Consider the following 12,913-nt stretch of genomic DNA (forward strand, 5'->3'; position numbering starts at 1 on the left):
ACGGCGAGCCTAGGAGGAAGGGAGCAAAAGGTCCGCTACCACCGGTAAATGATCACTCGCGACGCGTGCCCGGTCGGTCTCGATGATCTCGTATCGTTCGATGATCACATCCGGGCTGACGAACAGTCCGTCGATGCGCCGGCTGGGCACGCTCGCCGGGAAGGTGGGCACCTCCTCGGCCGAGCCGAGCAGGCCGTCCTCGACCGTCCGCCAGGCGCCGCCGCCGGGACCCTCGTTCAGGTCGGCGGCGACGATCGCCGGACCCTGGATCTTCTCCAGCTCCGCCTTCCAGTACGCCGCCTGGGAGGGCCGCTCGGCCGGGTCGGTGGCCAGGTGCGACCCCGACACGGTGAAGGTGGCGCCCCGCACCGCGCCCTCGGCGAAGACCGCGCCACGCAGGTGCCGCCCGGGAGTGAGCGGATAGCGCAGGCACCACGTCCGCCGGATCGCCACCCGGAGACTGACCAGCAGCAGGTTGCCCAGCGAGGGCAGCCCGCCGGCGGCCACCACCAGCCCGGTGTCGGAGGCGAACGTCGCGCATCTCTGCCGCCACCGGAAGCGGCGTGGCGCCTCCTGCACGACGAGGACGTCCGGGGCCAGGTCGCGGACCAGGCCGACCAGCGCGGCCCGGTCGTCCCGCAACCCGTGGACGTTGTAGCTGACCACCCGCAGTGGAACCCCGGACATCCCCGGCCGCCTCAGGCGCGTCGTGCGAGGTCGGCCGCGCCGACCACGCCGGCCGCGTTGCCCATCAGAGCGGCGTGCACCTCGGCCACCGGGAAGCGGCCACGGTTGGAGAGCTGATCCCGGTACGCCCGCTCGATCGGCCCCATCAGCAGCGGTCCCGCGTCGATCACGCCCCCGCCGATGACCATGATCTGTGGGTCCAGGCTCTGCGCGAGGTCGGCCAGCGCCACCCCGAGCCAGTACCCGACCTGGGCGAAGGCGTCCATCGCGACCCCGTCGCCGGCCCGTGCCGCCTCGGTGATCTGCCGGCCGGTGATGGCGAGCGCGTCACCGCCGGCCAGTTCGAGCAGTTTCGCGGCCCGTGCCGGCTCCTGCCTCGCTCCGGCCCGGCCGAACCGGACGAGGGCGTTGCCGCTCGCGTACTGCTCCAGGCAGCCGAGCCGGCCGCAGCCGCAGGGATGCCCGTCCGGGACCGACTGGATGTGGCCCAGCTCGGCGGCGATGCCGTTGGCGCCGCGCCACAGGTTGCCGTTGACGACGATGGCGCCGCCGATGCCGGTGCCGACGGTGATCATCACCATCGAGTCGGCGTGCGTGGCCACGCCGAACCGGAACTCCGCCCAGGCCGCGACGTTGGCGTCGTTGTCCAGCACGACCGGCAGGCCGATCGCCTTGTGCACGTAGGCCTGCAACGGCTCGTCCCGCCAGGCCAGGTTCGGCGCGAACAGCACGGTCGAACCGGCGGCGTCGATCCACGCGGCGGCGCCGATGCCGATCGCGGTCGCCTCCGGGTACTGCGCCACGAGCTCGGCGGCCACCTCGACGATCGTGTCCCGGGTGCCGGCCGGGTCGTCCGCCGGCGTCGGCCGCCGGTTGGAAGCGAGCACGTTGCCCTGCTCGTCGACCACGCCACCGGCGACCTTGGTGCCCCCGACGTCGATTCCGATGGTCAGCGTCACGCTGCCCGTCCCCTCTGCAAACAGTTCACACCGCGCTGCCGGGGCGGGCGTCGTCGCCGGGCCCCGCGTCGCGGTCCTCGGGCGCCGCGGCACCCAACTCATGATCCACGCTACGGGGCCGAGCGGCGTCGCCTGCGGCCGCCTCCGAGGTGGCCATGGCCCAGACGTCGCCCGGGCGGGATCCCGCGGCTGCCGGTCGTGCGGCGCCGTGTTCTGCGGGGCGGGCCGCGCGGGCCTTGGCCCGGGCGACCGCTTTCGCCACCGCCTCCTCCGCGGCGGCGGCACGAGCCCGGGCCGCGGCGGCGGCCTCGCGGGCGTCGGCCGCGCTGGCGGCGCCCCACGGGTCGCTCTCCTCGTCGCGCGCCGGCGGCTCCTGCTCCGGCGACGCCGGACGGGTCGCCGTCGACCACGCCTGGTCGGGGGTGGGAGCCGGGCGGCTCCTCGGGGCCGGCGGCCGGGGACGCTCGACGGCCATCGAGGAGAACGCGCGCATCAGCCCGGCCACGCCGCTCGCGATGTCACCGGCACTGGTGGCGAGCCGCTCGGCGGTCTCCGGGCTCGGATCGCGCACCGCCGCGATCGCCTTGCAGACCGGGCAGACGCAGCACTCGGCGCTCCCGGTCGCGAGGTCGCTGCGGGAGAGCACACCGATCAGCCCGGCGACGGACTCACCCAGGAGACCGAATCCGTCCCCGGACGAGTGGCCACCGCTCCCTGTCACCGCCCGGGCGAGGATCGCCGCGACCAGCCGTTCGGCTTCCTCCCGTGCTGACGCCGGCATCACCGCTCCCCTCGGCCCGTGGCTCAGGCCGCGGGCAGGCTCTCGACGCGGCGCTTGAGCTCCTTCAGCGCCGTATCCATGATCATTTTCTCCGCCTTGCGGCGGAACATGCCGAGCATCCCGATCGAGAGGTCCACCGCGAGGGTGTACGTCACGGTCGTGCCGCCGTCCGCGTTCTCCACCAGGTCGTAGGAGCCGTCCTGGGAGCGCTGCGTCTTCGACGGCTCGACCAGGTGCCACTCGATGCGGGACAGGTCGTCGGCATACGCGTACTCCAACGTGTACTCGTCGACCAGGACCGTGGCGTCGATCTGGAAACGCACCTGGGCGGCATAACCGTCCTCGTACTCCTCGAGGACCTCCGCCTTCTTGATCGACTCTGCCCACTCCGGGTAACGCGCGAAGTCGCAGATCACCGCGGCCACCCGTGCCAGGGGCGCATGGACCTGAATCGACTGTGTCGAGGTGTCCGCCATGACGCGAGGCTACCCGTCGCCCGCGACAGAATGCGCAGCCGGGGCGTGCGCGAACCGCGCCGATGTCAGCCACGGCAGCTACCATCCGTGACGTGCCAGCCCTCGCCAGTGGTCCCGCGCGCATCCGCCCCGCCGAAGCCGCGGCCCGAGTCGTCATGCTCGCGCTGGTCGCGGCACTGACCCTGACCGCGACCGGCGACCCGGTCCAGCTCGGCTGGATCGCGCTGCTGGCCGTCGCCGCGGTGCCCGCCTTCGTGGCCCGCGGGCACGCCGTCCTGGCCCCGCTGGGCCGCCTCGGCGAGGTTGTGGTGACCTGCGTGGCGGCGGGCTCGGTGGCCGCCGCGGCCATGGCCGCCGACCGGGTCGGCGCCGGGTTCGGCGCCGAGGCCGTCCTGCCCTACCTGGCCGTGCCGCTGCTCACCGCGGCCCTGCGCCGCCGCCCCTCCGAGAGCATTACGCTGCTCGGGGTCGCGGCCGCCGCCATGGTGGTGGGCGGCGCCGTCGCCGAGCCCGGTGACCCGCTGCGCCAGCCGGGCTATCTCGCCGCCTGCGGCCAGTGGCTGGTCCTGGGCGCGATCATCGCGTTCGCCGCCGAGACGATGCGCCAGCTGCTCCAGCCGCCCGACCCGACGCCTCAGCCCTACGCCGAGGCCACCCGCCTGCTGACCCAGCTGCGCAGTGTGGCCCGGTCGCTGCCCGGCGCCACCCTGGACCCGGGCGGCATCTCCGAGCACCTGCTGGAGGAGTTGCGCGCGGTCGCGCCCGGCCATCGGGCGGCGGTGCTGTCGGCCAGCGGCGGCGGCCGGCTGGTGGTGCTGGCGCAGACCGGCGCCGAGCGGGTCGACTGGGAGACCACCCTCGACGCCGACTCGGGGATCGCCGACGCCTGGGCCACGCAGCAGCCGCAGACCGCCAGCCGGTCGCAGGCGCGCAGCCATCCCGGGGGTGACGTGTCCTCACTGGTGGTGCCCCTGGTCGCGGGGGTGCGCACGATCGGGCTGGTCATTCTGGAGACGGACGCCGCCGGGGCGTACCCCTCACCGGTCGTGCAGGCGGTGACCGAGGTGACCGGCCCGGCCTCGCTGCGGCTGGAAGCCGCCCTGCTCTTCGACGACGTGCGCTCGCTCGCCACCAACGAGGAGCGGCAGCGCCTGGCTCGGGAGATCCACGACGGTGTCGCCCAGGAACTGGTCATGGTCGGCTATGGCATCGACAACGCGCAGGCCACGCTACCCGAGGGCGCGGAGGAGACGGCCGAGGAATTGCGGGCACTGCGGGCCGAGGTGACCCGGGTGATCACCGAGCTGCGGCTGAGCCTGTTCGAGCTGCGTTCCGAGGTCGACCGCAACGGCGGCCTGGCCGCCGCCATCGCGGAGTACGCCCGGACTCTCGGCACGAGCGCCGGCCTGCGGGTGCACTTCACCTTCGACGAGTCGACCGCCCGGCTGCCCGCCGCCACCGAGGCCGAACTGCTCCGGATCGCCCAGGAGGCGATCACCAACGCGCGCAAGCACGCGGGCGCGTCGAACCTCTGGGTCACCTGTACGGTCGACCCACCGTATGCGGAGATCGAGGTGTCCGACGACGGCAAGGGGTTCGCAGACACCCGCCCCGACGGCCGTTACGGCCTTACCATCATGGCGGAACGCGCTGAACGCATCCGGGGTCGTCTCAAGATCACGCCGCGACACCCCAGCGGGACAACCGTCGCCGTAGTGCTCGGAACCCCGCCTCGGCGCGATAGCGTGCGGGATAGCGTTTCAGCTCCAGAAGGGGAGTAACCCGAGCATGTCGACCAGTCCTGCGCCGACGACGCGCACCAAGGTCCTCCTTGTCGACGATCACGATCTGATTCGTAAGGGACTGCGACACGCATTCGAGCGCGACCGCCAGTTCGAGGTCGTCGGCGAGGCCGCCACGGCGGCGGAGGCGGTGCGCCAGGCCGGCGCCCTCCAGCCGGATGTCGTGATCATGGACCTGCGCCTGCCCGACGGCAGCGGCCTGGAGGCGACCCGCGCCCTCCGGAAGAACAATGCCAACATGGGCATCGTCGTCCTGACGATGTACGCGGGCGATGACCAGCTATTCGGCGCTCTCGAGGCCGGGGCCAGCGCTTTCGTGCCGAAGACGGCTCCGGCCGACGAGGTCGTGGCGGCCGCCCGGCACGCCGCGTCGGCGCCCAGCGCGTTCACCGCGGCCGATCTGGCCGAGGCGATGAAGCGTCGTCTCGCCCCGTCCGGCCCACAGCTCTCGCCACGCGAGGGCCAGGTGCTGCGGCTGCTCGCCGACGGCATGAGCGTCGCGGGGATCGCCAAACAGCTGTTCGTCTCGGAGTCGACGGCGAAGACCCACATCTCGAAGCTCTACGAGAAGCTGGGTGCGGCCAACCGGGCGCAGGCGCTCATGACGGCGCTCCGGCTGGGCCTCCTTGAGGCTCCCGACGCTCCCAAGTTCTAAGCATTTCGGACAGATTCGGCGTTTCTGCATTTAACTGCCGAATCCAGATCTAAGCGTCGCAGCCCCGGCATAGCCCGGCGGCTGCGGTGAGTACGCGGCGAGCCGCGCCGCCGCCCGGTGAGGCGACCCACCGTGGCCGGATCCACCACGAGCCCTACTCGCCCAAGGCGAGGAGGACTTTCCGCAGCAGCGCGTTCAACTGGATCAACTCGTCGTGATCGAGCCCGCCGAGGGCCTGCTGATCGATCGCGATGCCCTTGAAGATGTACTTGTTCCACATCTCCCGGCCCTCCGGCGTGGGCCGCACCAGCACCCGCCGCCGGTCGGCGCCGTCCACCTGACGCGTGACCAGCCCGGATTCGGCCAGCCGGTCCAGCCGGCTGGTCATCGCGGCCCGGGTGACGTTCGCCGCCTCAGCCAACTGCGCCGGGGTCGCCTCGGTCGGCCACGGCTGCACCATCAGCACGTGCAGCGTCTTGAAGTCCTGCAGCGTGAACCCGTCCTCGGTGTCGGTGAACATCGCGGCGTCCGCCCGGTCGAGCCAGCGCTGGATGTACTTCATCCGCACCAGCGCACCCTCGACCTCGGGCGCGAAGGCGGGCTCGGTCCGCCAGAACGCCGCCCATCTGGCCACATGCTGATCCACGCTGTCTTCCACAGCCAGAAGTCTGCCACGCTTCTGACTATTCGATTGCTGATAGTTAGATGGCGAACTACCCTGCCGCTCATGACTCGTGACTTCCGGCTGCTCGCCATCGGCCAGGGCCTGTCCTGGCTCGGCAACGCGTTCCAGACCGTCGCACTTGCGTTCGCCGTCATCACCACCACCGGCGCCCGCGACCTGGGCCTGGTCATGGCCACCAACGTCCTCACGCTGCTCGCCGGCACCCTCTTCGGCGGCATCTGGGCCGACCGCCTCCAGCCCCAGCGAGTCATGGTCGTCTCCGACCTGGTCCGCTTCGCCGCCACCGCCGCCATCGCGGCGATGTTCACCACCGGCGGCTACCACCTGGCCACGCTCTGCGCCCTGACCGTGATCTCGGCCGGCGCCGGCAGCTTCTTCAGCCCGGCGATGAGCTCGCTCAAGCCCCTGCTCGTCCCGGTCGAGGAGCGCCAGAAGGCCAACGCCACCCTCAGCCTGCTGCAGTCCATGTGCGGCGTGGCCGGCCCGGCCACCGCGGGCATCACCGTCGCCGCCTTCGGCGCGCCGGCCGGCTTCAGCATCAACGCCGTCAGCTTCCTGGCATCCATGGTCGCCGCCGCCCTCATCCGGGTACGGGCCCCGCGCGGCCCCCGCTCGGCGATGGGCAGCGAACTGGCCGCCGGCTGGCGGGAGCTCCGCAGCCGCGACTGGCTCTTCGCCAACCTGCTCGGCGCCAGCGCCTACCACATCGCCAACGGCGTCATCCTGGTGCTCGTCCCGCTCATCGCGATCGAACGGCTCGGCGGCGCGCACGCGATCGGCTGGATCGCCGCCGCCGAGGGCCTAGGCGGCGTCATCGGCTCGGCGATCGGCATGCGGTTCCGCCCCCGGAGGCTCCTGTTCGCCGGGCTGCTGGCACTGCCACTGATGTCGGTCTGGGCCTTCGCCTACGTGTGGCCCGGCACCCTCGCCGCCATCATGATCGGCGCCGTCATCGGATACGCCGGCCTACTCTTCTACGACGTCGCCTGGGACACGTCCCTGCAGGAGAACGTGCCGCACCGGGTGCTCGGCCGAGTCAGCTCCTGGGACTACCTGACCTCGTTCCTGGCCATGCCGGTGGGCAACGCCATGGCCTGGCCGCTCGCCGACCGTTTCGGCATCGACCGGGTGCTGACGGCGTGCGCCTGCGTCCTGCTCGCCGCGGGCGTGGCGATGTTGCTGGTGCCGGGCTGCCGCCGGCTGGTCCGCACCGGCGAGCCCGCCCCGGACCCGGCCGCAGTCCCGGCCCCGGACTCAGCCCCGGACTCAAGCTCGAACCCCGCACGGTCCTCGAACCCCGGCTCAGCTTCGGACCCGGACTCGACCTCGATCCCTGGCCCCGCCCCCGCGCCTGTCCCGGTGCACCGTGACCCCGTCACGGCCGCCGTCATGCCCACGGATCCCACTCCGGACCGGGTCGTCCCGCCCGCCGACGTGCACCGCCACCACCACCCGGCCGGCTGAGCCGGGCCTCTCCCCCATCGCTGCCGCGCAGCCGTCCAGCTGACCCGTTCCCCGGCAAGCTCGCTCAGACCGGTCCCGATCCTGGCCTCGGCCTCAGACCCACCCACTCAGCCTCGGCTTCGAACCAGCCCCAACCTCGATCCCGGCCCCACCTCGACCCCAGCCCCATCTTCGAACCCCGCTCCGATCTCGGACCCGGCCCTGAACCCTCGATCCCGGCCTCAGCTCCCAGCCGCCACCCTTCCCGGGCAGCCCGGCCTTCCCCAGCCGCCACCCTTCCCAGGCAGCCCGGCCTTCCCCAACGGCCGGCTCGAACCCCGCCATCGACCGTTGCTCACGGCAGGCGGTTCCAGCGGCGGGCCTTACCTGATGGCAGGCGTTTCTCCAGCCACCGCTTTCCCTGCCGCCGGAAGCAGGTCCGCCAGAGCGGCGATCAGGTGCGGCTTCGTCGGCACGCCGGTCGCCCGGCGGACCTCACGGCCATCGGCGGCGAGGATCAACAGCGTCGGTGTACGCGAGACGCCAAGCTCACGAACCTCGTCGAGGTGACTCTCGGCGTCCACCTCGACGTGCCGGGCCTCGGGAAGCAGGGCCACGACCTCGGCGCTGACCCGGCGCACCGCCCGGCAGGGTGCACAGAACGCGGTGGAGAACTGCAACAGCGTGGCACGCCCCGGCTCCACCCCGAGGCGCTCCAGCAGGGCCGGGTCGAGCCGTACACCGTGAGTCATTCTCTGATCTTGACTCTCGACAGCCGTGCCGGCCAGCCGCTCGTCGCCACAGCGACTCCACAAGCCCAGCACCACGCCCGCCGCCGCACCCGAATCCCCTAGATCCACAGGTTGCTCCTGACACGCCATTCAGGCCTACCAGCAGCCGTCGCCCACGGCCCTCGCCGTGATCGTGTGAGTCAGTGGCTGCGCACCGAGCACAAACTCACAAATCTCCAACGATCCGCCGCAATCCCACAGGGGCGTCGACTGAGCAGAAGCCAGGTGTCGGCTGGTCGACGGGGGTTGGGGGCGGCGGCGGACGGCTGCGTGGGACGCCAGACGGCAGACCGACGACCACGCCGGCCACGCACGCCGAGCCGTAGCGCGGACGGCAGACCGACAACCACGCACACCGAGCCGCAGCGCGGACGGCAGACGGCGGCATGGACGCCTGGCGACGAGCAGACGGCGGCGCTGAGCGCAGGCGACGAGCGGCGGCGCTGCTGGCAGACGGTGGCAGCTGGCAGCGGATGGCGTATGGCAGCTGGCAGCGAGGCGGCGGACGGTAGCGGGCAGCGAGGCGGCGGACGGTAGCGGACAGCGAAGGCGGCGGACGGTAGCGGACAGCGAAGGCGGCGGACGGTAGCGGACAGCGAAGGCGGCGGACGGTAGCGGACAGCGAAGGCGGCGGACGGTAGCGGACAGCGAAGGCGGCGGACGGTAGCGGGCAGCGAAGGCGGCGGCGAGCGGGCGGAGGCGGCAGGCGACAGCGGGTGGAGGCGGCAGGCGGCGATGAATAGCAAGCAGCGGACGGCAGCGACGGGTAGCGATAGCAGCTGGCAGCGAGCGGCTGGAGGCGGATGGCGGATGGCGGGCGCTCGCCGAGAAAGCGGCAGGTGGCGGTCACATCCGCCACCCACCGCAAAACCGCACTCGGACAGGAACTGATCAGCGAGCCGTCAGCAGCCTGGTTCTTCCGACAGCCCGGAACCCGGGCGGCAACGGATCAGCGGGCCGTAAGCAGGTCGGTGAGCCGCGCCGCCTGTGTCTCCCAGCGCCACTCCCGCTCCACCCAGGCGCGGCCGGCCGCGCCCATCGCCTGCGCCTTTGCCGGGTCTCCGAGGAGTTCGGCGATGCGGGCGGCCATGGCGGGGACGTCGGTGCCGCCGACCACGTAGCCGGTTTCGCCGTGGCGGACGGCGTCGGGGGCGCCGCCGGAGTCGCCGCCGACGACGGGAAGGCCGGTGGCGGAGGCTTCCAGGTAGACGATGCCGAGGCCCTCGACGTCGAGGCCGGCGGCCCGGGTGCGGCACGGCATGGCGTAGACGTCGCCGGCCGCGTAGTGGTCGGGCAGTTCGGCCCAGGGGACGGAGCCGGTGAAGACCACGTCGGACTCGACGTCGTTCTCCCGAGCCAGGCGTTCCAGGGTCTTGCGGTGCGGACCACCACTGACCAGCAGCAACGCGGCGCCGGGAACACGGCGGCGGATCTCTGGCAGAGCACGGATCAGCATGTCCTGGCCCTTGCGCGGGACCAGGCGGGAGACGCAGACGACCACCGGGCGGCCGGCCAGTCCGTGGCGTTTACGGATGGCGGCGCCGTCCACGCCGGGGTGGAATTTATCCACGTCGACGCCGGGAGCCAGACGCCGCAGGTCGGTCAGGCCGTGCAGAGCCCGGTCGAGACGGGTGCGCTGGTAGTCACCCAGATAGGTGATCACGTCGTTGCCACGGGCGATGCGGCGCAGCAGCGTGCGGGCGCCGGGGAGAGCGGCCCAGCCGATCTCGTGGCCGTGGGTGATGCCGACCGCCCGCTCGATGCCCGCGCTGCGGCGCAGACCGTGGGCGAGCAGGCCGAGCGGGGCGGCCGCGCCGAAGAGGACGCTGCCGCAGCCGTGAGCGCGGGCCAGTTCGGCCGCCCGGCGGGCGACGGCGGGGGTGGGCAGCAGCATGCCGGTGGCCTCGCGCACCACTTCGAAGGGCTGCTCGGCATCGAACTCGGCGGCACCGCGCCACGTGGACGAGTAGACCACGATCGAGTCGGCCGGCTGGCGCACCGCCAGGTTGTGCACGAACTGCTGGATGCCGCCGGGTCGCGGCGGGAAGTCGTTGGTGACCAACAGGGTGCGGGCCATCAGCGGACTCCCTCGACTCGCACACCGGTCGCAACCGGCAACGAAGCACCTCGAACCCCAGGCGGCACCAGCGCCAGACCGACTCGGAAAACGGCCACCACGAGCGACACCCCAACCCTGAAACCAGCCACCACCAACGACACCCCAGCTCGGAACCCAGCCGTCCCCGACGACATCCCCGCTCGGAACCCAGCCGTTACCGACGACATCCCCGCTCGGAACCCGGTCACCACGAGCGACACACCAGCCCGGAAGTCGGCCGTTACCGACGACACTCGAGCCCGGAAACCCGACGCCGACACCGCAGCTCGGGGACCGGCCGCCACCGGCGACACCCCAGCCCGAGGACCGGCCACCACCAGGGACGGAGTGGCTCGGGTGACTGCCCCGGCAACGTTGTGGACGCGACAGCATCCCGCGTCCGTTGGCTTCCCGGGTGAGTTGATCTGCCGGCCGTGCGGAAGCGCTGTATCGCGTCCGCTTCGACCACGGAATCGCACGGCCAGCAGATCGACGACAGGCGAAGGCGGCCGCGATCCCGGCAAGCGCACGGACCGGGGCGGATCTGGCCGGTTCCGCCGGCCGGCCGTGACTGCCGCCTCGACCCGCCCGGAGCCGCGCCCACCACCAGACGGCCCAGAGCGGCTCGGCCGCCGTGCGCCCGTGGACGGACACTGCGCCACTCGGAGGGCGGCCGCCATCGGCGACGGATCAGCGCGGCGGCGGGCCACGACGGGCGACATGTGGGTCATCAGCGGGCTCCGCGCGCCCAGGCGCGGGCGGCGGCCATGCGCTGCACGGTGGACGGGTGCGAGGCGAACATGGCGTGCTCCCAGGACGGCGGGTCGGGATCGGACAGGTTGACGGTGCCGAGACGGCGCTGCATCGACTCGAAGGTCGCGGCATCGCTGGTGAGGGCGAGGGCGTGGATGTCGGCCCGGGCCTCGACGCGGCGGGACACGAACGACTGTGCCGGGCCGGCCACCAGACCGGCCACCGTGGTGACGGCCAGGAGCAGGCCGATGGCCCGGGGCTCGGCGATCGAGTCCACCCCGGCGAGGCGGAGCAGCCACTGCCAGGAGCCGAGCAGGTAGAGGGCGATCACGGCGACGGCGGCTCCGAGAGCGCCCAGGATCGTGCCGGTGAGGACGTCGTTGTCCTTGGCGTGGCCGAGTTCGTGCGCGGTCACGGAGACCACCTCGCCGGGGGTGGCCTCGGTCAGCATGGTGTCGTAGACGACGATCCGGCGGGTCGGGCCGAGGCCGGAGACGTAGGCGTTGACCGCCCGGGTGCGCCGGGACGCGTCGGCGACCAGGACGTCCTTGACCGGGACGCCGTCGCGCTCGGCGAGCGCCAGCAACTCGGTGCGCAGCGGCCCGTCAGCCATCGGAGTGAACCGGTTGAAGACCGGCTCGACCAGCACCGGCAGCACGAACGAGAGCAGCGCCACGAGCCCGGCCGCCCCGGCCGCCCCGAACGCCCACCACCAGCGGGGCGCGAAGTGGGTGACGGTGAAGAAGCCGGCCAGCACGATCGCGCCGAGCACCGCGCCCACGCCGAAGGACTTGAGCAGGTCGACGCCCCAGCCGCCCCACGTCTGGGTGGAGATGCCGTAGCGGACCACGATGGTGTGCCGCCAGACGGCCAGCGGCAGGGTGAGCAGCTCGGCCACGAGGATGACGGCGAGCCCGCCGAGGACGGCCCGGGCCAGCCAGTGGTCGCCGAACGGGCGGCCGGCCAGCTCGACCAGCCGGGCGCCGAAAGGGGTGAGCCCGAGCGCGAGGGCGATCAGCAGGCCCAGGAGCATGCCGGCGTAGGAGCCGGGCCGCAGCTCGGCGTGGAAGGCACGGGAGCGGGCCACCTGGTCGGCGGGCAGCTCGCCGAGGGCGGCGAGCTGGTCGGCACGCGGCGCCGGAGCCCGGTGCCAGGGCACGGCCACGATGGTGAAGGCGATCAGGGCCACCAGCAGCACGACGAGCGTGCCGGCCGCCCAGAGCCGGGGAGTCACCGCTCACCGTGCCGCGTCATCACACTGCTCACCAGACATCCCGACCTCCGAAAGCACGTTGGGAAACTCCGGCCCAGCGTGTGACCGCCAATCCTAGATACGCCGATCGGGATCGGCTGCCCGCCCGGTGCGGTCATGATCTGCCGGGGAGGGGTCCACCTCGTACACCACGATCTGTCCGTGCCGGCTGACCGGAAGCCGCCCCGCCTCGCTCGCGCGAAGGCGCGGCCTGGGCGGGCGCCGTGGCCAGACGACCGTTTCCATGATCACGCCACGTCACGGCGGGACGGGTCGACCGGGACCACGACCGGTGGCTCCGGGGTCTCCAGCAGCTCCACCTCGAACCCGGCCAGCTCGAACGTCTCGATCGCCCGCAGCTCGCCGGGGGTCAGATCGGCGATCCCGTCGGGCGTGCCCATCAGCACGCTGACCAGGCATCCGTTGCAATCGACGCTCCGCTCGGCGCAGCGCCCACAGTCGATGATCATTACCCCTCCTCGATCGGAGGACGGCGACGTGACCGCCACCATCGGTAACAGTCACGCTAAG

Annotated in this window: 12 protein-coding genes; 3 read left to right on the forward strand and 9 right to left on the reverse strand. The window is 72.4% G+C overall.

What is annotated here, in order from left to right; genetic code table 11:
• Positions 1 to 9: 9 nt before the first annotated feature.
• Genes QLQ12_RS05135 through QLQ12_RS05150 form a run of 4 tightly spaced genes read right to left on the reverse strand, consistent with a single transcriptional unit; the run spans position 10 to position 2,903 of the window.
• Positions 10 to 687, reverse strand: coding sequence for an endonuclease/exonuclease/phosphatase family protein (locus QLQ12_RS05135; RefSeq protein ID WP_282757448.1), 678 nt, complete (start codon positions 685 to 687; stop codon positions 10 to 12).
• Positions 688 to 698: 11 nt separating this feature from the next.
• Positions 699 to 1,646: an ROK family glucokinase gene (locus QLQ12_RS05140; protein WP_282757449.1), complete on the reverse strand. Its 948-nt coding sequence runs from the start codon at positions 1,644 to 1,646 to the stop codon at positions 699 to 701.
• 25 nt (positions 1,647 to 1,671) lie between these two features.
• A complete protein-coding gene (locus tag QLQ12_RS05145) occupies positions 1,672 to 2,427 on the reverse strand; it encodes a hypothetical protein (RefSeq protein WP_282757451.1) in 756 nt (251 codons plus the stop codon).
• 23 nt (positions 2,428 to 2,450) lie between these two features.
• Positions 2,451 to 2,903: an SRPBCC family protein gene (locus QLQ12_RS05150; protein ID WP_282757452.1), complete on the reverse strand. Its 453-nt coding sequence runs from the start codon at positions 2,901 to 2,903 to the stop codon at positions 2,451 to 2,453.
• 92 nt (positions 2,904 to 2,995) lie between these two features.
• Here QLQ12_RS05150 and QLQ12_RS05155 point away from each other — a divergent pair, with 92 nt between their 5' ends.
• Both QLQ12_RS05155 and QLQ12_RS05160 read left to right on the forward strand, forming a co-directional pair.
• Positions 2,996 to 4,684: a GAF domain-containing sensor histidine kinase gene (locus tag QLQ12_RS05155; protein WP_407651415.1), complete on the forward strand. Its 1,689-nt coding sequence runs from the start codon at positions 2,996 to 2,998 to the stop codon at positions 4,682 to 4,684.
• Positions 4,685 to 4,691: 7 nt separating this feature from the next.
• The gene (locus QLQ12_RS05160) at positions 4,692 to 5,360 is read left to right on the forward strand and encodes a response regulator transcription factor (RefSeq protein WP_014688640.1); all 669 of its coding nucleotides are present in this window, start codon (positions 4,692 to 4,694) and stop codon (positions 5,358 to 5,360) included.
• A 154-nt stretch (positions 5,361 to 5,514) separates the two neighbouring features.
• On the opposite strand, the gene QLQ12_RS05165 is transcribed toward QLQ12_RS05160, so the two are convergent.
• A complete protein-coding gene (locus QLQ12_RS05165; protein WP_282757459.1) occupies positions 5,515 to 6,006 on the reverse strand; it encodes a MarR family winged helix-turn-helix transcriptional regulator in 492 nt (163 codons plus the stop codon).
• Between the two features lie 81 nt (positions 6,007 to 6,087).
• Here QLQ12_RS05165 and QLQ12_RS05170 point away from each other — a divergent pair, with 81 nt between their 5' ends.
• Positions 6,088 to 7,509, forward strand: a complete 1,422-nt coding sequence (locus QLQ12_RS05170; protein WP_282757460.1) for an MFS transporter — start codon at positions 6,088 to 6,090, stop codon at positions 7,507 to 7,509.
• A 362-nt stretch (positions 7,510 to 7,871) separates the two neighbouring features.
• Here QLQ12_RS05170 and QLQ12_RS05175 read toward each other — a convergent pair whose 3' ends face one another.
• The 4 genes from QLQ12_RS05175 to QLQ12_RS05190 all read right to left on the reverse strand — a co-directional run bounded on the left by QLQ12_RS05175 (position 7,872) and on the right by QLQ12_RS05190 (position 12,852).
• Positions 7,872 to 8,240: a thioredoxin family protein gene (locus tag QLQ12_RS05175; protein ID WP_282757462.1), complete on the reverse strand. Its 369-nt coding sequence runs from the start codon at positions 8,238 to 8,240 to the stop codon at positions 7,872 to 7,874.
• A 988-nt stretch (positions 8,241 to 9,228) separates the two neighbouring features.
• Positions 9,229 to 10,356, reverse strand: coding sequence for a glycosyltransferase family 4 protein (locus tag QLQ12_RS05180; RefSeq protein WP_282757464.1), 1,128 nt, complete (start codon positions 10,354 to 10,356; stop codon positions 9,229 to 9,231).
• Positions 10,357 to 11,107: 751 nt separating this feature from the next.
• Positions 11,108 to 12,364 (reverse strand): M48 family metallopeptidase, encoded by a 1,257-nt coding sequence (locus QLQ12_RS05185; protein WP_282757465.1) that lies wholly within the window; start codon positions 12,362 to 12,364, stop codon positions 11,108 to 11,110.
• A 266-nt stretch (positions 12,365 to 12,630) separates the two neighbouring features.
• Positions 12,631 to 12,852: a hypothetical protein gene (locus tag QLQ12_RS05190; RefSeq protein WP_282757466.1), complete on the reverse strand. Its 222-nt coding sequence runs from the start codon at positions 12,850 to 12,852 to the stop codon at positions 12,631 to 12,633.
• Positions 12,853 to 12,913: the final 61 nt, after the last annotated feature.

The organism is Actinoplanes sandaracinus (genome assembly GCF_030009775.1).
Taxonomy (GTDB): Bacteria; Actinomycetota; Actinomycetes; order Mycobacteriales; family Micromonosporaceae; genus Actinoplanes; species Actinoplanes sandaracinus.

Excerpts from the sequence above, each read along its gene's own strand:
- QLQ12_RS05135 (WP_282757448.1), bottom strand. The coding sequence starts at position 687 with ATGTCCGGGGTTCCACTGCGGGTGGTCAGCTACAACGTCCACGGGTTG.
- QLQ12_RS05145 (WP_282757451.1), bottom strand. The coding sequence starts at position 2,427 with ATGCCGGCGTCAGCACGGGAGGAAGCCGAACGGCTGGTCGCGGCGATC.
- QLQ12_RS05150 (WP_282757452.1), bottom strand. The coding sequence starts at position 2,903 with ATGGCGGACACCTCGACACAGTCGATTCAGGTCCATGCGCCCCTGGCA.
- QLQ12_RS05160 (WP_014688640.1), top strand. The coding sequence starts at position 4,692 with ATGTCGACCAGTCCTGCGCCGACGACGCGCACCAAGGTCCTCCTTGTC.
- QLQ12_RS05170 (WP_282757460.1), top strand. The coding sequence starts at position 6,088 with ATGACTCGTGACTTCCGGCTGCTCGCCATCGGCCAGGGCCTGTCCTGG.
- QLQ12_RS05175 (WP_282757462.1), bottom strand. The coding sequence starts at position 8,240 with ATGACTCACGGTGTACGGCTCGACCCGGCCCTGCTGGAGCGCCTCGGG.
- QLQ12_RS05180 (WP_282757464.1), bottom strand. The coding sequence starts at position 10,356 with ATGGCCCGCACCCTGTTGGTCACCAACGACTTCCCGCCGCGACCCGGC.
- QLQ12_RS05190 (WP_282757466.1), bottom strand. The coding sequence starts at position 12,852 with ATGATCATCGACTGTGGGCGCTGCGCCGAGCGGAGCGTCGATTGCAAC.